This is a genomic window from Dermacoccus sp. PAMC28757 (assembly GCF_014302635.1).
GTDB classification, from domain to species: Bacteria; Actinomycetota; Actinomycetes; order Actinomycetales; family Dermatophilaceae; genus Dermacoccus; species Dermacoccus abyssi.
On record NZ_CP060292.1, the window covers coordinates 1,093,315 to 1,112,255 of the forward strand.

At 68.9% G+C, this 18,941-nt stretch carries 20 protein-coding genes; 14 read left to right on the forward strand and 6 right to left on the reverse strand.

From position 1 onward, the window contains the following. The first annotated feature begins 75 nt into the window (after positions 1–75). The 8 genes from H7F30_RS05300 (at position 76) to H7F30_RS05335 (ending at position 8,015) form a co-directional block, all read left to right on the forward strand. Positions 76–1,131, forward strand: coding sequence for a zinc-dependent metalloprotease (locus H7F30_RS05300; protein WP_187037236.1), 1,056 nt, complete (start codon positions 76–78; stop codon positions 1,129–1,131). A gap of 10 nt (positions 1,132–1,141) precedes the next feature. After that, a complete protein-coding gene (gene tilS, locus H7F30_RS05305; RefSeq protein ID WP_187037238.1) occupies positions 1,142–2,209 on the forward strand; it encodes a tRNA lysidine(34) synthetase TilS in 1,068 nt (355 codons plus the stop codon). A gap of 65 nt (positions 2,210–2,274) precedes the next feature. Next, complete coding sequence (hpt, locus tag H7F30_RS05310; RefSeq protein WP_047312626.1) at positions 2,275–2,826, forward strand: hypoxanthine phosphoribosyltransferase; 552 nt, start codon at positions 2,275–2,277, stop codon at positions 2,824–2,826. A 129-nt stretch (positions 2,827–2,955) separates the two neighbouring features. After that, a complete protein-coding gene (gene ftsH, locus H7F30_RS05315) occupies positions 2,956–4,998 on the forward strand; it encodes an ATP-dependent zinc metalloprotease FtsH (RefSeq protein ID WP_129664950.1) in 2,043 nt (680 codons plus the stop codon). Beyond that, positions 4,991–5,584, forward strand: a complete 594-nt coding sequence (gene folE / locus H7F30_RS05320) for a GTP cyclohydrolase I FolE (RefSeq protein WP_187037240.1) — start codon at positions 4,991–4,993, stop codon at positions 5,582–5,584. Before ftsH ends, folE begins: the two co-directional genes overlap by 8 nt. A gap of 5 nt (positions 5,585–5,589) precedes the next feature. Next, a complete protein-coding gene (gene folP, locus H7F30_RS05325) occupies positions 5,590–6,489 on the forward strand; it encodes a dihydropteroate synthase (protein WP_255465010.1) in 900 nt (299 codons plus the stop codon). 24 nt (positions 6,490–6,513) lie between these two features. Further along, positions 6,514–7,485: a 2-amino-4-hydroxy-6-hydroxymethyldihydropteridine diphosphokinase gene (folK, locus tag H7F30_RS05330; protein WP_187037242.1), complete on the forward strand. Its 972-nt coding sequence runs from the start codon at positions 6,514–6,516 to the stop codon at positions 7,483–7,485. Further along, positions 7,482–8,015, forward strand: a complete 534-nt coding sequence (locus tag H7F30_RS05335; RefSeq protein WP_187037244.1) for a DUF3180 domain-containing protein — start codon at positions 7,482–7,484, stop codon at positions 8,013–8,015. The genes folK and H7F30_RS05335 overlap by 4 nt, the downstream gene beginning before the upstream one ends. A 206-nt stretch (positions 8,016–8,221) precedes the next feature. On the opposite strand, the gene H7F30_RS05340 is transcribed toward H7F30_RS05335, so the two are convergent. The 3 genes from H7F30_RS05340 to H7F30_RS05350 all read right to left on the reverse strand — a co-directional run bounded on the left by H7F30_RS05340 (position 8,222) and on the right by H7F30_RS05350 (position 12,063). Beyond that, on the reverse strand, positions 8,222–9,088 hold the full coding sequence (locus tag H7F30_RS05340; RefSeq protein ID WP_187037246.1) for a DUF6801 domain-containing protein: 867 nt from the start codon (positions 9,086–9,088) through the stop codon (positions 8,222–8,224). Between the two features lie 432 nt (positions 9,089–9,520). Further along, positions 9,521–10,687, reverse strand: coding sequence for an NADH-quinone oxidoreductase subunit D (locus tag H7F30_RS05345; protein ID WP_118915078.1), 1,167 nt, complete (start codon positions 10,685–10,687; stop codon positions 9,521–9,523). Between the two features lie 254 nt (positions 10,688–10,941). Then, a complete protein-coding gene (locus tag H7F30_RS05350; RefSeq protein ID WP_187037248.1) occupies positions 10,942–12,063 on the reverse strand; it encodes a DMT family transporter in 1,122 nt (373 codons plus the stop codon). Positions 12,064–12,144: 81 nt separating this feature from the next. Between H7F30_RS05350 and H7F30_RS05355 the strand changes: the two genes are divergently transcribed. Beyond that, on the forward strand, positions 12,145–12,690 hold the full coding sequence (locus H7F30_RS05355; RefSeq protein WP_047312464.1) for a CGNR zinc finger domain-containing protein: 546 nt from the start codon (positions 12,145–12,147) through the stop codon (positions 12,688–12,690). 13 nt (positions 12,691–12,703) lie between these two features. Here the strand turns inward: H7F30_RS05355 and H7F30_RS05360 are convergent, their stop codons facing one another. Then, positions 12,704–13,738, reverse strand: coding sequence for an SAM-dependent methyltransferase (locus H7F30_RS05360; RefSeq protein ID WP_255464966.1), 1,035 nt, complete (start codon positions 13,736–13,738; stop codon positions 12,704–12,706). 78 nt (positions 13,739–13,816) lie between these two features. On the opposite strand from H7F30_RS05360, the gene H7F30_RS05365 reads away from it, so the two are divergent. The 5 genes from H7F30_RS05365 (at position 13,817) to H7F30_RS05385 (ending at position 17,022) form a co-directional block, all read left to right on the forward strand. Next, positions 13,817–14,380: an AAA family ATPase gene (locus H7F30_RS05365; protein WP_187037252.1), complete on the forward strand. Its 564-nt coding sequence runs from the start codon at positions 13,817–13,819 to the stop codon at positions 14,378–14,380. Between the two features lie 88 nt (positions 14,381–14,468). Continuing rightward, a complete protein-coding gene (locus H7F30_RS05370; RefSeq protein ID WP_187037868.1) occupies positions 14,469–15,407 on the forward strand; it encodes a Rossmann-like and DUF2520 domain-containing protein in 939 nt (312 codons plus the stop codon). After that, entirely contained in the window at positions 15,404–16,258 is an 855-nt protein-coding gene (gene panC, locus H7F30_RS05375; RefSeq protein WP_047312460.1) for a pantoate--beta-alanine ligase, read from the forward strand. The genes H7F30_RS05370 and panC overlap by 4 nt, the downstream gene beginning before the upstream one ends. A gap of 83 nt (positions 16,259–16,341) precedes the next feature. Next, positions 16,342–16,605 carry a hypothetical protein gene (locus H7F30_RS05380; RefSeq protein ID WP_047312459.1) on the forward strand — a complete coding sequence of 88 codons (264 nt, stop codon included), beginning with the start codon at positions 16,342–16,344 and terminating at the stop codon, positions 16,603–16,605. A gap of 96 nt (positions 16,606–16,701) precedes the next feature. Beyond that, positions 16,702–17,022, forward strand: a complete 321-nt coding sequence (locus H7F30_RS05385; RefSeq protein WP_047312620.1) for an Lsr2 family protein — start codon at positions 16,702–16,704, stop codon at positions 17,020–17,022. 65 nt (positions 17,023–17,087) lie between these two features. Here the strand turns inward: H7F30_RS05385 and ligD (H7F30_RS05390) are convergent, their stop codons facing one another. Both ligD (H7F30_RS05390) and ligD (H7F30_RS05395) read right to left on the reverse strand, forming a co-directional pair. Continuing rightward, positions 17,088–17,969, reverse strand: a complete 882-nt coding sequence (gene ligD / locus H7F30_RS05390; protein ID WP_047312619.1) for a non-homologous end-joining DNA ligase — start codon at positions 17,967–17,969, stop codon at positions 17,088–17,090. Continuing rightward, the gene (ligD, locus tag H7F30_RS05395) at positions 17,962–18,909 is read right to left on the reverse strand and encodes a non-homologous end-joining DNA ligase (RefSeq protein WP_187037254.1); all 948 of its coding nucleotides are present in this window, start codon (positions 18,907–18,909) and stop codon (positions 17,962–17,964) included. The genes ligD (H7F30_RS05390) and ligD (H7F30_RS05395) overlap by 8 nt, the downstream gene beginning before the upstream one ends. Positions 18,910–18,941: the final 32 nt, after the last annotated feature.

Below are 18,941 nucleotides of genomic sequence, written 5' to 3' on the forward strand. Positions count from 1 at the left end.
GGCAGGCGATCCGGGGCGGCCCTCGAAAACAGCGTGATTCCGGGGTCGTCAGGGCTTCGCGCTAGCCTGAGATTCATGGCAGACCCCACGTACATCGACTGGCGATTCGCACGATCGTCGGGCCGCCGACTGAGCACGGCAGGGCCCCGGCTCGAGGCGAACGAGATGGCCGAGGTCGTTGCCGAGCTGCGTGACGCTGCCGTGCGTGCGCACGATCCGGTCGCCGAAACGGCGCAGCTCGGCACAGATGGTGACCTGGGGCCGGTGCGCATCGTCGACAGGGCCACGTGGATCGACGTCAATGTCGTCTCGCTCGAGGGCATGCTGACGCCGGTCGTCGACAAGATCACGGCCAAGCGCCTCGCCGGACCGGTTTCCCGCGCGGTGACGGCGAAGGTCAGTGGCGGCGAACTCGGCGGCCTCATGGCGTTCATGTCGAGCAAGGTGCTCGGCCAGTACGACATTGCACCGGGTGGCACGCCGTCACTCATGCTCGTGGCCCCGAACGTCGTCGCGGTGGAACGCGAACTCGATGTCGACCCCCACGACTTCCGTCTCTGGGTGTGTCTGCACGAAGAGACCCACCGGGTTCAGTTCACGGCCGTGCCGTGGCTGCGCGAGCACGTCGTGAGCGGAGCCCGCGATCTCCTCGTCGAGATGGCGCCCACGCCCGAGGAGATGGCCGAGCGTGTCGGCGAGATGGCCAATCGGCTGCCCGAGGTTTTCCGCGAGGGCTCGATGGGCCTCACGGATCTGTTCGCCACGCCGGAGCAGCGTGAACGTATGGCCCAGCTGACGGCCGTCATGTCGTTGCTCGAGGGGCACGCCGACGTCGTCATGGACGACGTGGGTCCGCAGGTCGTGCCGAGCGTCGAGACCATCCGCGCCCGGTTCGGTGAGCGTCGTGACGGCCTCGGCAATGTCGATCGCCTGCTGCGCCGCCTCATGGGACTCGAAGCGAAGATGCGTCAGTACAAGGACGGTGCGGCGTTCGTGCGATCGGTGCAGAGCAAGGTTGGGGTCGAGGGTTTCAACGCTGTCTGGGCGGAACCGGTCAACCTGCCGACGCCCGCGGAGATCCAGCGCCCGCAGCTGTGGGTCGAGCGCGTCCACGGCTCCCTGTTCAAGTAGGTCAGCTTCCATGCCCGGCCCCCATCCCGCTGTCGCGCTGACGCGCCTCGCCGTTCGTCACGGGCTGCGGCGTGCTTTCGCGCGTCACAACCCGCGCCACGGAGTGCCGCGCGTCGTCGTGGGCGTGAGCGGGGGAGCCGACTCCCTTGCGCTGGCAGCGGCGCTCGCGTTCGAGGCGCCCAAGCAGGACGTCGAGGTCGACGTCGTCATCGTCGATCACGGGCTGCAGAAGGCTTCGGCCGAGGTGGCAGCTCGAGCGGCGAACGCGTGCACCGAGAAGCTCGGGTACGCGCCGGAGCGGGTGCGTGTCGTGCGGGTCGAGGTCGACGCATTGTCCGCTGACGGGCCCGAGGCCGCCGCCCGCATCGCTCGTCACGAGGCGCTCCTGAGCGTGGCCGACGAGGTCGGTGCCGCGCGCGTCGTCCTCGCTCACACGGCCGACGACCAAGCCGAACAGGTGCTTCTTGCGCTGTTGCGGGGCAGCGGAACCACCGCCCTCGCCGGCATGCGCCCCGACCGTGACGGTCTGCTGCGCCCCTTCCTTCTCGGCTCCGACGTCGTGCCCGGCGGCCCTGTCACCCGGGAACACACGGAAGCGGCCTGCGTGGCACTCGATCTCGAGCCGTGGCACGACCCCCACAACGACGACCTGCGCTACGCCCGCGTCCGGGCCCGGCGAGCGCTCGGCCTGCTCGAACGCGACCTCGACGCCCCGACGCTGCGCCGCAGTCTCTTCCGGAGCGCGGCCGCGGCCGGTCGTGACGCCGACCTGCTCACCCGCCTCACCGACGAGGCCCTCACCCGTCTCACGGGAACCCCGGACGAGACGCAGTGGCCCGCGCACTGGCCGGTCGAAGCGCTCGGCGCACTCGACCCCGCGCTGCGCATCCGTGCCCTGCGTCGGTTGCTCGTGTTGCACGGTGCACGCTCGAGTGAGCTCGCTCAGCATCACCTCGCCGACGTCGAGCGGCTGCTCGTCGCCTGGCACGGTCAGGGCCCGATCGACGTGCCCGGCAACGTCGTCGTCAGCCGAATCGGGGGCGAGGTCGTCATCGGCCCGCGCAATGTCGGACAATGACTGGAGCACGCCACGTGGGCGTGCCCGCATCGAGCATGAGTCGCCACGAGCACAAGGAGCCTTCGATGGACTCTTCCCACATGGGAAACGACCTCGAGAACGTGCTGTTCACCGAGGAGCAGATTCACCAGCGTCTGGACGAACTCGCCCAGGACATCTGGCGTGACTACGAGGGCAAGGACGTTCTGCTCGTCGGCGTGCTCAAGGGCGCCATCCTCGTCATGGCCGACCTCATGCGCGCCCTTCCGGGCAGCGTTCCCATGGACTGGATGGCCGTCAGCTCCTACGGCTCCGGCACGAAGAGTTCCGGGGTCGTGCGCATCCTCAAAGACCTCGACACCGACATCACAAACAAGCACGTGCTCATCGTCGAGGACATCATCGACTCGGGCCTGACGCTGAGCTGGATCCGCAGCAACCTCGAGTCGCGCAGCCCCGCGTCCGTCGAGATCTGCACGCTGTTGCGCAAGCCGGAGGCCGCGAAGGTCGAGATCGACTGCAAGTACGTCGGTTTCGAGATCCCGAACGCCTTCGTCGTCGGCTACGGCCTCGACTTCGACGAGAAGTACCGCAACCTGCGCGACATCGGCACGCTCGCCCCGCACGTCTACTCCTGACCTGCGCATCCGATCGACCCGTCCGCCGGCATCGGTGTGGGCATGTTCGGAACAACCGGCGCACACCACACGTTGACGACGTGTTGACACGCATTCTCGACGAGAGGATCGGGGCCCGCCCCGCATCACATGAACGGTAAGAAGCTCCTCCGGGCCCCCGGCCTGTGGATGATCGTGGCGCTCGGTGCTGCCCTGCTCTTCTACATGGCGAGCAACATCGGCGGGTACTCGCGCATCGACACGTCCCAGGCTGTGTCGCTCATCAACAGCGACAAGGTCGAAAGCGCCAAGGTGACGCCCGACAGCGTCAGCCTCACGCTGAAGCAGAAGCAGGACATCGGCAGCCTCAAGGGCGTCGAGCGGGTCGAGGCCGACTACGTCGACGCTCGTGGCGAGCAGATCGTCAACGCGCTCAACGCCCACCAGCCGCCCAAGGGCTTCACCGACGACCCGCAGCGCCAGGGCATCTTCGTCAGCCTGCTGATGAACCTGCTGCCCATCCTGCTGCTCGTCGGTCTGTTCTGGTTCTTCATGAGCCAGGCGCAGGGCGGCGGCTCCAAGGTGATGCAGTTCGGCAAGTCGAAGGCCAAGCTGCACAGCAAGGACATGCCGACGACGAAGTTCGCCGACGTCGCCGGTGCCGACGAGGCCGTCGAGGAACTCAAGGAGATCAAGGACTTCCTCGCCGACCCGGAGAAGTACGAGCGCATCGGCGCCAAGATTCCGCGCGGTGTGCTGCTCTACGGTCCTCCCGGAACGGGTAAGACGCTCCTCGCGCGCGCCGTTGCCGGTGAGGCCAACGTGCCGTTCTACACGATCTCCGGCTCCGACTTCGTCGAGATGTTCGTCGGTGTCGGTGCGAGCCGTGTGCGTGACCTGTTCACGCAGGCCAAGGAGAACTCGCCCGCGATCATCTTCGTCGACGAGATCGACGCCGTCGGTCGTCACCGTGGCGCCGGCCTCGGCGGTGGCCACGACGAGCGCGAGCAGACGCTCAACCAGCTGCTCGTCGAGATGGACGGCTTCGACGACCGCACGCGCGTCATCCTCATCGCCGCGACGAACCGCCCCGACATTCTCGACCCGGCGCTGCTGCGCCCGGGCCGCTTCGACCGTCAGATCGCCGTCGAGGCCCCCGACATGGGCGGGCGCCACCACATCCTGCAGGTGCACGCACAGGGCAAGCCGATGGCCAAGGACGTCGACCTCATGTCGGTCGCACGCCGTACGCCGGGCTTCTCCGGTGCGGAGCTCGAGAACGTGCTCAACGAGGCCGCGCTGCTCACGGCGCGCACGAACGGCACGATCATCACGAACGAGGCACTCGACGAGGCCATCGACCGCGTCATGGCCGGCCCGCAGAAGAAGTCGCGCCCGATGAGCGCCAAGGAGCGCAAGGTCACCGCGTACCACGAGGGTGGACATGCGCTCGTCGCCGCGGCGATGAACAACACCGACCCGGTCAGCAAGATCACGATCATGCCGCGTGGCCGCGCCCTCGGTTACACGATGGTGCTGCCCACCGACGACAAGTACTCGACGACGCGCAACGAGCTGCTCGACCAGCTCGCCTACGCACTCGGCGGTCGCGTCGCCGAGGAGATGGTCTTCCACGACCCGTCCACCGGTGCGAGCAACGACATCGAGAAGGCCACGAGCATTGCCCGCAAGATGGTCACGCAGTTCGGCATGAGCGAGAACGTCGGCGCGGTGCACCTCGGCAACTCCGGCGGTGAGGTCTTCCTCGGTCGCGACATGGGCGGCAACAACCGCGAGTACTCCGAGGACATCGCTTCGGTCATCGACCGTGAGGTCCGCAAGCTCATCGAGGCGGCGCACGACGAGGCGTGGCGCGCTCTGGGCAACAACCGCGACATCCTCGACGCGCTCGTACTCGAACTGCTCGAGAAGGAGACCCTCGAGGCCGAGCGTCTCGCCGAGATCTTCGCGAACGTCCGCAAGGAGCCGAAGCGCGACGTGTGGCTCTCGAGCGCCGACCGTCACGTGAGCACCCGTGGCCCGGTCATGACGCCTGCCGAGGAGCGTGCGCTCGCGGCGGGCAAGAACATCGACGACAACGAGCCCAAGGACGAGGTCACCCTCTACCCGCCGCAACCGCCGGCCGGCCCCGGAACGCAGGGGCCCACGGACACGGATCCGGGTCTTGGCTGACAGGAACGCCGTGCCGAGCGGCGAGGTCGACCTTCCGCGGATCGAGGCTGCGGTTCGGGAGATCCTCGCCGCTGTCGGTGAGGACCCGGATCGTGAGGGTCTGCTCGACACTCCGGCCCGCGTCGCCCGCGCCTACGCGGAGACCTTCGTCGGCCTGCGCCAGACGCCGGCCGACGTCCTCGACAAGACGTTCGACGTCGAGCACGAGGAGCTCATCCTCGTGCGGGACATCGAGGTCTACTCCACGTGCGAGCACCACCTCGTGCCGTTCCACGGCGTCGCGCACGTCGGCTACATCCCGTCGCCCTCGGGGCGCGTGACGGGCCTGTCGAAGCTCGCACGCCTCGTCGACGTGTACGCCAAGCGTCCGCAGGTGCAGGAGCGCCTCACGACGCAGATCGCGGACGCCCTCGTCGAGCACCTCGACGCGCAGGGCGTCATCGTCGTCATCGAGGCCGAGCACCTGTGCATGTCGATGCGCGGTATCCGTAAGCCGGGTGCGCGCACCATCACGTCCGCGGTGCGCGGGCAGCTGCGCAACACGGCCACGCGCGCTGAGGCAATGAGCCTCCTCATGGGCAAGTGACGACGATGTCCTCGTTGCCACGACCGGGGGCGTCCGGGCGCCCGCTCGTCATGGGTGTCGTCAACGTGACGCCCGATTCGTTCAGCGACGGCGGGCGCTGGTTCGACACCGCGGCCGCCGTGGTGCACGGGCAGGAACTGCTCGAGCAGGGCGCGGACATCCTTGATGTCGGCGGTGAGTCGACGCGCCCCGGCGCGAAGCGCCCCGACGAGGACGAGGAACTGCGCCGGGTCGTTCCCGTCGTGCGTGAACTGGCCGCCGCGGGCGCGTGCGTCAGCGTCGACACGATGCGCGCGAGTGTGGCGGAGGCCGCCGTGGAGGCGGGTGCCGCCGTCATCAACGACGTGAGCGGGGCCTTGGCCGACGCCGCGATGCCGAGTGTGGCCGTGCAGGCCGGGGCGGCGTTCGTCGCGATGCACTGGCGGGGGCACTCGGTCGACATGCAGCAGCGCACCGTCTACGCCGACATCGTCGCCGACGTCGTCGCGGAGCTGACAACGAGCGTCGAGACGCTGCTCGACGCAGGGGTGGCCCGCGAGAAGCTCGTCGTCGATCCCGGTTTCGGGTTCGCGAAGACGGGCGAGCAGAACTGGGAGCTGCTCTCGCGCATGGGGGAGTTCGACGTACTCGGCCTGCCGGTGCTGTGGGGCACGTCGCGCAAGACGTTCCTCGGACGTGTCGGGCGCTCGCCGGCGCTGGTGACTGAGGACGGCGCCGTCCAGCCTGCGGAGCGTGACGCCGCGACGGCCGCGACCAGCCTGCTGGCAGCCCAGCACGGCGCGTGGGGTGTGCGCGTCCATGACGTTCCCTCGACGCTCGCCGCCCTCGACGTCGCGGTCGCGGCAGGGCAGATTGGCGTTCTGGGCCGCTCGTCGAGCCGCGGCTCAGCGCGATCACTGGCATGACGAAGACGCACGGAAGGTAGGGCGATGAGCGACACGATCACACTCACGGGGCTCGCGATCAGCGCACGCCACGGCGTGCTCGACTTCGAGAAGCAGGTCCCGCAGCCGTTCGTCGTCGACCTTTCGCTCGAAGCCGACTTGGCGCCCGCGGGGCGTAGCGACGACCTCACCGCCTCGCTGTCGTACGCCGACGTCGCGGCGCGCGTCGTCGAGGTAGCCAGCGGAGAGCCCGTCGACCTCATCGAAACTCTCGCCGAGCGCATCGCCGACGCCGGCCTCGAGTGGGCGTTCGTCGAGGCCGTGGACGTGATGGTGCGCAAGCCGCACGCGCCCGCTGGGGTGCCCTTCACGCCGACGACGGGCGTCATGGCCGGGCCCGCTGTGTCGGTGCGCCGCGAGCGACGTCGTGCGGTCGTCATTGCGATGGGAACGAACCTCGGGCGTCGGGTGGCGACCATGCGTTCTGCGCTGGAGTCGCTGCGCGCTCTCGACGGTCTCGACGTCGTGCACGTGTCGCCGCTCGTCGAGACCGACCCGGTCGGTGGCGTCGAGCAGCCTGACTATCTCAACGCCGTCGTCGTCGGGTTCACGCGCCTCACGGGGGAGCACCTGCTCGCCGAACTGCATCGCATCGAGGCCGAACACGGCCGTCGACGCGACGTGCGTTGGGGTGCGCGCACCCTCGACCTCGACATCATTTCCTTGGGCACGCCGGGGGAGTCGGACGAGGTGCGTGCCGGTGGCGAGCGTGACGGTGTGACGGCCGGCGCCGCGGAGGCGTCGCAGTCGCCGCTGGCGTTGCCGCATCCGCGAGCCCACGAGCGGGCGTTCGTCGTCGTGCCGTGGTGGCAGGCGGCGCCGTGGATGACGCTGCGGACTCCCGAGGGCGTTGTCGCGCTCGACGACCACGTGCGCGCGCTCGACGTCGCGGGGGTACGTCGCGGCCCGGCATGGGACGCCGAGGAGTACCTCGACCTCGAAGGAGGCCTTCGATGAAGCCGCTTGCACCGCGCTCCGCGCTGATCGCGGGCGTCGTCGTCACGGCGGTGACGGCGCTCGCCATGCAGCTCGTGCGCAACGGCGGGAACGCGCTGCCGCAGCACAGCTGGTGGGAGATGCTGCTCGTCGCCGCGCTCTCGGGGGCGCTCGTGGCGGGCGGGTGGCGCGTGCGCGACCAGGTGCGCACACGGACGAAGGCAAAGCGCGAGGCCGACGCCCGACTTCGCGCGGGCCAGGATGAAGCACTGGCCCGCAGCGCTGCGGCCGGCGTCATGCAAGGCCACGAGGGGCCGAGCGCCGACACGGCGCGTCGCGTCGTCGTGTTCTCGCAGGCGGCGGCAATCGGTGGTGCAGTGCTCACGGGCTGGTACGCGGGGCAGGCCGTCGTGCAGTTCGGACGCCTGCATATCGCGTCGGTACGCTCCGCGGTGATTCTGCTCGGCGCGCTCGTCGTCGCGTCGGTGGTGCTGTCCGTGCTCGGTTTCGTCGTACAGAAGTGGTGCACGATTCCCGACGACGAGCGCTGACCCGGCAACCACTTCGTTCACGGCCCCGCCCGTCACCGAGCGTGCGGCTCACGGACGGAGCCGCACGCCTTGATGGCAGGTTTGGCTGAAGATGGCGCCGATGTCGTCCGCATCTTCGACCAAACCCACCATCTTCGATGGCGGGCACAAGCATGAGGGTCGCCCCGGAAGCTCCCGGGGCGGCCCTCGCCGTGCGTCAGTTGTGATCAGCCGCGGCGGCGACCGACGACGACAGCGCCACCGAGTGCAGCGATGCCGGCGGCAGCGAACGCGAAGCCGGCGAGGTTCGTCGGCTGCGACATGTCGGCGTAGTCGGTCTCGACCTTCGGGCCCATCGTCGTGCTCGGCGAACTGGACGGCATCGGCGACGTCGTCGAGGAGTCTGTGGGCTCCGAGGTGGGCGTCGTGGGCTCACTCGTCGGTGTCGTCGGGTCCGTCGTCGGCGTGGTGGGGTCGGTGGTCGGAACGCTGCCGACCTGGATCGTGCCGATCGTCGTGTCCGCGCCGGCGGCGGCCTTGCAGCCGATGTGGAGAACGAAGCCGGAGTCCGTCGTCAGCGTGGCGGTGAAGCTGCCCGCCTTGACGGCGAGCGCACCGGCCGTCGTAGGCGCCGTGAACGACTGGCCGGAGCCCTTCGCCACCGTGGTGAGGTTGCCCGACGCCGGAACCGGCGTGTTCGCGACCGTGAGCTTCGCGGTGCCGTCGGTGTCGCCGACCGAGTAGTTGGCCTCCGAGGTGCCCTCGACCGTCTTGATGTTGAGCGAACGCATCTGGGCTGTTGCGTCGTCACCCGTCGTCACGTTGGCCGTGATCGAAGGTGCCGGAACCGTGGCGCCGGGCTCGACGCTCGCGGGCAGGTCGGTCGTCATCGACACGGTCCACGGCTGCTGGAACGTGATGCCGAGGTCGGTGACGGAGCAGGAGTAGTTGACGGTCTTCGTTGCCGCGGACGCACCTGGCGAACTGGCGAGCGCGAAGGCGCCGCCGGCGAGGGCGAGGCTCAGTGCACCGGCACCGGCGAGGCCACGACGGGCGGCAACAGGCGCTGCGTGACGGGGGGAGGGCTTGCTCATGGGAGGACTCCTCAGGCGTTTATCAGGGACGTATTGCCCGGTGAAGGGTTGCGGGCAACACGTGCCCTACCTTTGAGAGTAGAGCGTTGTGACCTGCTTCACAGTCAAAACGGGCAATGAGGTTACGCCGACGTAAGCGACGAGGGTTCGGCCGATGCGACTCGATCCAGGGGATGCACCCTGCCGTGGGCAGAATCCTCCGCAGGCTCTGGGTCCTACCAGTCGCAGGGGCTGTTCCTACTTGTCGATGTCCCTTGCTCCAAGGAGAAACACCCCGCGGCTGGCAGAACCCTCCGCAAGCTCCGGGCCCTACCAACCGCAAGGGCTGTTCCTACTTGTCGATGTCCATTGCTCCAAGTGAGAGCACCCCGGGCGTGCCGGAAGCCGTCCTCGCTGCGCTGCGGCGATTCCCAGCACGCCCAAGGGCTGCACTCACTTGTCGATATCCCCAACCACAAAGAACATCGACCCCAAAATCGCCACCATGTCCGCGAGGAGCTCGCCCTCCATCACCTCGCCCAAGCAACTCATGTTGTTGAACGAGGCCGACCGCAGCTTCAGACGCCATGGCGTCTTCTCGCCGCGCGACACGAGGTAGTACCCGTTGAAACCGAGCGGGTTCTCCGTCGCCGCGTAGCCCGAACCCTCGGGCACCTTGAGCACCTTCGGCAGCTTCACGTTCACCGGGCCCTGTGGCAGCGACCGCAGCTTCTCGATGCAGGCATCCGCGAGGTCGAGCGAGACGTGCGTCTGGTCGAGCAGCACCTCGAGTCGCGCCAAGGAATCGCCCTCCGGGCGCGTGATGACGCGGCCCGGGCCGCCCGGGGAGAACAACTCGCCGTAGGCGAGGTAGGGGTCGTCGCGGCGCAGGTCGACGTCGACACCCGCGGCGCGCGCGATCGGCCCCGAGATGCCGTACTGCTCCACCATCGCCGGCGTGATGACGCCGACGCCCTTCGTCCGGGCGTTGAGGATCGGGTTGCCGACGATGAAGCTCTCGATCTCCGGCATGCGACGGCGCACCGTCGCGACGGCCTCGGCGGCACGGTCGAGCCAACCTGCGGGGATGTCGTCGCGCAGCCCGCCGATGCGGTTGAACATGTAGTGCAGGCGGCCGCCGGCGATCTCCTCCATGACGGCCTGCAGTTCCTCGCGCTCGCGGAACACGTAGAACATCGGTGTGATAGCGCCGAGCTCCAACGGGTACGAGCCGAGGAACATGAGGTGGTTGAGCACCCGGTTCAGTTCGGAGAGCAACGTGCGCGTCCACGTCGCGCGCTCGGGCACCTCCATGCCGAGTGCCCGCTCGACCGCGAGGCACACGCCGATCTCGCTGCTGAACGCCGAAAGCCAGTCGTGACGGTTCGCCAGCACGAGGATCTGCCGGTAGTCGCGCACCTCGAACAGCTTCTCCGCACCGCGGTGCATGTACCCGACGATCGGTTCGCACTTCGTGATGCGCTCGCCGTCGAGGGTGATGCGCAGGCGCAGGACGCCGTGCGTGGCCGGGTGCTGCGGGCCGATGTTGAGCACCATGTCCGACGTAGCGAGACCCCCGGCTCCCATGCCGACCGTCAGTTCGCGCGCGCTCGTAGACATGCGGTCAAGTCTGCCAAAGCGGGACGGCAGTCGTCGGGCGCGCCACGCGCCGGACGGCGAGCGGTCGCCGAGGCGGGCGGTGCGTCGGCGGCGCAGGGGAACCAGGTGCGCTGACGCCGCCCTCGCACGAAGAGTTCTACACCCCGGGCGTTGAGGTGCGCGCGGGGCGTCCTGTCCCTTGTGTCCTCATGTCTCGCCCCGTAGCGACGAAGGTGCGCACCGTGCTCGTCGCACGGTGCGCACCTTCGAGCCGATCAGGAGCGGGCGGCCTCGCGCAGAGCGGTGGCGCCGCCGGCGTGCTCGTCATCGACGAGGGGCGCCTGGGCTTCGTCGAGCCAGCGCGTCACCTCTTCGTCGTGCTCGGCGGCGACGACCGGTCCGAAGGCCTCGGCGTGACGCGACTCGTCGACGCGCACGAGCACCACGCCGCCGACGATGAACAGTCCGCCGACGGCCTGCACGAGCGTCGGCACCTCGCCGACGATCATCCACGCGAACGCGACGGCGAAGAGCACCTCGAGCAGCGAGATGAACGACGCGACCGTGGAACCGAGCACGCGTGCGGCGTAGATGCCGGTCGCGTAGGCGATCGCCGCCGCGATGACGGCGAGGCCGAGCACCGGAACCCAGAAGGGCACGTGACTACCGGCGAAGGCGACGTCCTGCGTGCTGACGGCGGTGGGCAGCGCCTGCACGGCGCACATCGCGAGCAGGATGAGCGCGCCGACGATCATGCCGCCGCCGGCGAGTGCGATCGACGGCAGGTTCGTCTCGTCGTCACTGGCGATGATGAAGTACACGACGAGGCACAGTGCTGCGCCGAGCGCCCACGCGACGCCGACGAGGTCGACGGTGAACCCGTTGAACACGTCGAGGACGAAGAGCAATCCGACGACCGCCGCGAGCGTGCCCGCCACCGTGAGGCGACGTGGGGCGCGACCGTAGCGGGCCCACGCCCAGCCGACGAGCAGCACCGGCGCGAGGTACTCGATGAGCAGCGCCACGCCGACGCTGACGTGGGTCACGGCGTTGAAGTAGAAGAGCTGGCAGCCCGCGACGCCGAAGATGCCGTAGAGGACGATCGGCTTCCAGTTCTCCGCCACCGTGTGCCAACGACCGCGCAGGGCGAGCGCCGTCGGAACGGCGAGCACGAACGCTGCGATGGTGATGCGGGCGGCGACTGCCGTCACCGGCGTCCAGCCGGAACCGAGCAGCGCCTTGGCGAAGGAACCCGACGTTCCGAACGCCGCACACGAGACAATGGCGACGATGAGTCCCATGCTCGTATGTGACATCGCACCTTCGCGTCGGCCGAACCGCTTGCGGGTCGGAACGGGAACGGGGTGGATGTCGTGCGCGACCTGGGTGGGAGCCATGGGAACACCTCCAACTCTCGTGTAAGTGGTAAAAAGTAAGTTGAGTGGTTACATTAAGTCGTCACAAGGTCAGGAGTCAAAATGGCGTTTGGTCATGACACGGAGGATTCGCTGCTCTCCGCGGCGGCCCTCGTCAACACGTTGACTCCGGAGGACTCGCTCGAAAACGTCGGGGATCTCGACGAATTCGTGCGCAGCTGGGCCTACACGGGTGCTCACACGCACACCCGAGCGGAGCTCGACGAGGTGCGTGCGCTGCGTCCCCGCTTCCTCGAAGCGTGGTCGATGTCACGTGACGACCTCGTCACGTTCGTCAACGACGTGCTCCTCCAGAACGAGGCCCTGCCGCAGCTCGTGCGCCACGACGGGTGGGATTATCACCTCCACGCGACGCCGTCCGACGCGCCGCTCGCGAGCCGCATCGCGGTGGAATCGGTCATGGCGTTCATCGACGTCATCCGCGCCGACGAACTCGAACGACTCAAGATGTGCGCCGGCGACTGCGGGGGAGTGCTCGTGGATCTGTCGAAGAACCGCTCACGCCGATACTGCGATCGCGGCTGCGGCAACAGGGCCAACGTCGCGGCCTACCGTGCGCGCAAGGCTGCGGCGGCCGAAACCGACTGAAGCCTGCCGAAGGTCAGCGGATCTCGCGCACCCACCAGAAGAACGCGCCCAAACCGTCGGGGCTGACGGCGGCCGCCAGCGCCGAACGTACCGCCAGCCGTTGCAGGTAGGCCGGGGGGGCGGTGTGCGCCAGATCGAGCGGCACCGGCTCGAGGGGCTCCTCGCCGAACAGATCGAGCATGACGGCGCGCTGCGTCGTCACGTGATCGGCGTCGAGGGAATCGACGGCCACGTGGGCCGTGACGTCGCACGAACCGTCCGGGATCGGAGTGCACTCGGCGCCTTCGCGGAACCCGGTGAGTGTGCCGAGCGGTGGCCGCGTCGCTCTCGTGTGGCCGTAGTCCACACCGACGAGAACGCTGCCCGGCGTGGCGTGGCGTGACACGTTCTCGATCAGGTACGACCACGCGCGGTCACGGGTGAGGCCGACCTCGACGCGCTCGCCGGGGAGGTGGGTCTCGGCAGCGTCGGGGCCGGGAGACGACGTGTCGTCCGAAGTATCGTGCTGCGGCCGCCACCAGCGTCGGACCCAGTCGAGCTCGGGCTCGGTGAGCGGCTCGCCGACTGACTCAGTGCCGTCGTGTGCGACGAGAACGCTGCGCAGGAGGCCGTCGTCGTCCGCTTCGGCGACCGTGCACGGCACGACGTCGAGCCACTCGTGAGCGACGACGAGCGCGCGGCGTCCGTCGAGGAAATCGAAGTCGGGAACGGCGGCCGCACCCGGTGACTGCACCCACGCGATGCGGTCGCTCACGGCGTCCGGCCGAGCGACGACATCGACGCCGATGAGCTCGAGCGACGGGTCAGCGAACCGTGCGAGAGCCTCGAGGAGTTCACCGCGCCCGCATGCGAAGTCCACGACGACCTCGGCGTCGCAGCGCTCGGCGTAGGCGAGCACCGCCTGAGCCAGCACATCGGCGACGCCGGGAATGCCCTGCGCCGAGGTGGCGAAGTGGCCCGCCGGCCCCTCGTCGCGTCGATAGAAACCGGCTTCGCCGTAGAGCGCATCGTGCCAGGCGTCGAACCAGGGCCGGGGGTGGGTGCTCACGCTCCCATTGTCGCGATGTTTCCTCAAGAACGCGGCACCCGTGCCGCGGCGCCCGCTCATCATCGGGAGAATGGGCGGATGCCGATCATCGATGTCGACGAGTTCGTGAGCCGCACATCGCGCGAACCGGCCCGCCGCGTTCTCGTCGCGGGCACTTCCGGCTCCGGGAAGACAACCCTCGCCGCCCGCATCGGCGACGCGCTCGGCATCGAACACGTCGAGATCGACGCTCTCTTCCACGGCCGGAACTGGACCCCGCGCGCCACCTTCCTCGACGACGTCGAGCGCTTCAGCGCAGGCGCGGCCTGGGTCACCGAATGGCAGTACAGCCAGGTGCGCCCGCTCCTCGCGCAGCGCGCCGACCTCATCGTCTGGCTCGACCTGCCGCGCCACGTCGTCATGCGACAGGTCGTCGCGCGCACGGTGCGACGGCGTCGGCACCGCGAGGAGCTGTGGAACGGCAACGTCGAAGGCCCCCTGCATGAGGTTTTCACCGACCCCGAGCACATCGTCCGGTGGGCCTGGGCGACGTACGACCGCAACCGCAGCCTCGTCCAGGAGATGGCGAGAGCGCGCCCCGGCCTCCCGATCGTCAGGGTGCAGAACCGCACGGACGCCGCCCGCCTCGTCGACGCGTTGTGATGTTGCCTGCGTAACGAGGCGCCGGTGCCGCGGCGCCCGGTCAACATCGGGGATGCGGATCGCAGGTAGCGTGGGGCGAGTGAGTGAAATGGGGCCGCCGAGCCTTCGCGTCGGCGTCATCGGTGCCGGACGCGTCGGTGCCGTCCTCGCTGCCGCGTTGCGCAAGGCCGGGCACGAGGTCGTCGCGGCGTCCGGCGTCAGCGACGCGAGCCGTGAGCGCGCCGAGGCGCTGCTGCCCGCCGTGCCGCTCCTCCAGCCACAGGAGGTCGCCCAGCGTGCCGACCTGCTCCTGCTCACCGTCCCCGACGACGAACTGGCACCGCTCGTCGCGGGACTCGACTTCCCGGGCGCTCTCGGCGCCCGCATCGTCGCTCACACGAGCGGTGCGCAGGGCCTGGCCGTGCTCTCCCCGGTCGTCGAGGCGGGCGGCGTGCCCCTCGCCATCCACCCGGCGATGACGTTCAGCGGCACCGACGCCGACCTGCCGCGCCTCTCCGGATGCCCCTTCGCCGTCACGGCGATGCCCGACCACCGCATCGTCGCGGACGCCCTCGTCCTCGACATCGGCGGGGAGCCGTTCACCCTCGACGAGGCCGACCGCACGCAGTACCACGCAGCGCTCGCACACGGCTCGAACCACCTCGTCACCCTCGTCGCGCAGGCCGCCGAACTGTTGCGCCGCATCGACGTCGACGACCCCGGACGCCTCCTGCGGCCGCTACTCGAAGCCGCCCTCGACAACGCCCTCGAGCGTGGCGACAAGGCCCTCACCGGCCCCGTCGGCCGTGGCGATGCGGGCACGCTGACGCGTCACCTCGCGATGCTCGACGCCCTCGCAGCCGACGGTGTCGCCGGCGACATCCCGCCCACCTACCGCGCCCTCGCGCTCGCCACGGCCCGCCGTGCGGGATCGCGCGGGGCGCTGACCCCGATCCAGATCGACGCCGTCCTCGGCGTCCTCGACCCGCCCGGTGTCGCGGGCCCCTCCGACACCACCGAACCGCCAGCACCAGGAGAACCCCGATGAGCGCACCCGTCGTCGCCCACACCCGAGCCGAGTTCGCCGACGCCCGAGCGAAGCTCGACGGCAGCGTCGCCGTCGTCATGACGATGGGCGCCCTCCACGAGGGCCACGCCACCCTCATCCGTGAAGCACGCGCCGCCAACGACAACGTCATCGTGACGATCTTCCTCAACCCGCTGCAGTTCGCCGCTGGTGAGGACCTGTCTCGTTACCCGCGCACGCTCACGAGCGACCTCGAGATCTGCGAGCGAGAGGGCGCTGACCTCGTGTTCGCCCCCAGCCCCGACGTCGTCTACCCCGACGGCGAGCCCGGCGTCCGCATCTCCGCCGGCCCGCTCGGCACCGTTCTTGAGGGCGCATCGCGCCCCGGTCACTTCGACGGGATGCTCACCGTCGTCAACAAGTTGCTCAACATCGTCGGCCCGACCCGCGCCTACTACGGGCAGAAGGACGCGCAGCAGCTCCTGCTCATCAAGCGCATGGCGCGCGACCTCGACATGCCCGTCGAGATCGTCGGCGTCCCGACGGTGCGCGAGCACGACGGCCTCGCCCTCTCCAGCCGCAACGTCTACCTCAGTGAGCACGACCGCGAGGTGGCCCTGTGCCTGTCGAAGGCACTCAAGGCCGGGGAAGCTGCACGCAACTCCGGCCCGGCCGCCGTTCGGCGTGCGGCCCGTGAGGTGCTCGTGCGTGAGCCGCTCGCGCTCGTCGACTATCTCGTGCTCGTCGACCCGGTGACGCTCGAACAGGTGCCCGAGTACTTCCGCGGAGAGGCACTGCTCGCCGTGGCCGCGAAGGTGGGGACGACGCGCCTGATCGACAACATCCCGCTGGTCATCGGCGGCGATCGCTGACGTGGGCGCCCGCCTCGGAGCGGGCAACCGTAGAATGAAGGCTCCGAGCGCCGCGCTCGGATTCGACGAAAGGACGTGAAGTCGTGGACACCCTGTGGCCGGCCATTCAGACGCTCGTGCCGTCCATCGGCATCCTCGGTCTCTTCTACGTCATCATGCGCCACATCATGGAGGGCGACCGCCGCGAGCGCATCGCCCAGCAGCAGTGGGAACGTGATCACGACCTTGCCAAGGGCACCGTCGCGCCGAAGGAAGCAGACGCAGTTCTGCAGAATGCGCACCTTCCCAAGTCGGCACCTGGAACGATGGATAGCCGAATTGATCGCTCGGTCGATCGTGATAACTAGATTTTCGTTTTTCTTAACCCTTTCGTTAGGCTTGCCTTGTTGAAGTGACCGAGCGCAGTGCTCGGCGCAATGAAATGGCCTGAAGGGGTGCACAACATGGCGCAGCGTGTACACGTGACGCTTGAGGACGACATCGACGGTTCAGAGGCCGCGGAGACCATTCAATTCGGTCTCGACGGCGTCAGCTACGAGATCGACCTCTCTGACGCGAACGCCGCGCAGTTGCGCGACTCGCTCTCGAAGTGGGTCGGGCACGCGCGTCGTGTCGGTGGCCGCAAGCAGCAGGCTCGCACGACGTCAGCTCGTAACGATCTGAACGAGATTCGCGAGTGGGGTCGTGCGAACGGTTACAAGGTCAGCGACCGTGGTCGCGTTTCGGCCGACGTTCTCAAGGCGTTCGACGCCGCCAAGGGCTGAACTGAACTCGGTGAACAAACCAAAGGGCTCGTCATTTCATCCAATGGCGGACCATTTGGTTTGTTTTATCCTCTTTTCAGGATGTTCATAGGATCTTCCGAGTGCATTCTGTGATCGAGCACCTCGTCGAGATCGATCTGTTCCAGAGTTCCGGGGCTGTCCGCCGCGTTGCTGATCTCGTCCCACGTGCGCGGCAGCGCAACGAAGGGCCGGTTCCTTCCGCGCAGTGACCACGGCGTGATGGTCGTCTTCGCCGCCACGTTCTGCGACCAATCGATGAATACCTTTCCCGGGCGTAGGGATTTGGTCATCTTGGCCGTCACGAGATCAGGTTCGAGCTCGGTGAGTTTCTCCGCGACGACGCGGGCGAACTCGCGGGCCTCGTCGCTCGAGCGTTTCCCGTCGAGGGCCGCGTAGACCTGCATCCCCTTGCTGCCCGAGGTGACGGGTACGCAGGCCCACCCGAGGGAATCGAGCAGGTCCTTCATGACGAGGGCCACGCGCGCGCACTCGTCGAGGCCCGCGGGTGCGCCGGGGTCGAGGTCGAGCACGAGGCGATCGGGAGCCCGGCGCTCGCCGTTCTCCCAGCGCCACTGCGGCGTGTGGAACTCGAGCGACGCGAGATTGGCGAAGTAGGTGAGCGCCGCCGTCGAGTCGACGAAGGGGTAGCGCACGCCGTCGATGTCGTGCGCCGTCAGCCACGTGGGTGCGCCGCCGGGCACGTTCTTCTCGAAGAAGTTGAGGTCGCCCACGCCGTGGGGGAAGCGGACGCGCGTCACGGGGCGCCCGGCCATCTGCGGCAACAGGCGCGGTGCGACAGCCGCGTAGTAGTGGAGCACCTCGCCCTTCGTCGTCTCGGTGGCGGGGTAGAGGAGCTTGTCGAGATTCGTCAGCTTCAGGCGCCGCCCGTCGACCTCGGCGACGGTGACCGTCGGTTCGTCAGCCACGCGCACCTCCGATGTCGAGGCGCAGACCCTTGTAGGACGGCTGACGCAGGCGCCCGCCGGCGCTGCGGCCGAGGTGGGTGACGTCGACCGTGATCTCCGGGCGCACCCAGTGCGTGCCCTCGAGATCCTCGGGCGGCAGGTCGTCGGCGGTGAAGGGGCACTGTGGCATCGGCGTGAGCCACTCGAGCAACGCCCGACCGCTGGAGGCGGAGAAGCCGGTCCCCACGCGGCCGCGGTAGCGCAGGCCGTCGTCGGTCACCTCGCCGACGAGGATCGCACCCACCTGCGCGAGCGAACCCGCGACCGGCCGCCAGCCTCCGACGACGAAGGAGTCGGCCTGGCGATGGACGCTCTTGAGCCACTCCTCGCTGCGCACGCCGGGTCGGTACGGAGCGTCGACGCGCTTGCTCACGATGCCTTCCACGCCCTGTTCGAGCGTCGCGGCGAAAAGGGCCGCGCCGTCCTCGTACGCCTCCGGCACCTCGACGGCGACGCCGTCAGCCACGCCCGCCCCCTCGAGCAGGGCGCGCCGGGCGCTCCACGGCATCGTGACGACGTCGTGGCCGGCGGCGCGCAGGACGTCGAAGGCCATGAATCGCACGGGGGTTCGGGCCATGCGCCGGGCGTCCTCGGGCGAGGTTGCCGACATTCGCGAGCGGCCACCCCCGGGAGCGAGCCGGTGCATCACCGTGCGGAAGTCGGGTGCTCCGTCGACGAGGGCGACGATCTCGCCGTCGAGCACGATGTCGTCGAAGTCGGCTAGGTGCGAGCCGGTGATCTCGGGGAAGCGAGCCGTGGCGTCGGCGCCGGACCGGGTGGCGATGCTCATCTCGCCGCCGCTCACCGTGACGATGGCGCGGATGCCGTCCCACTTCACCTCGTGGCGCCACGACGGCCCCGTCGGCGGCGCTGCTGCGGGTGAGGCGAGCATGGGGCGCATAGGCTCACCCTAGACGCGGTGTGCGGGCCACA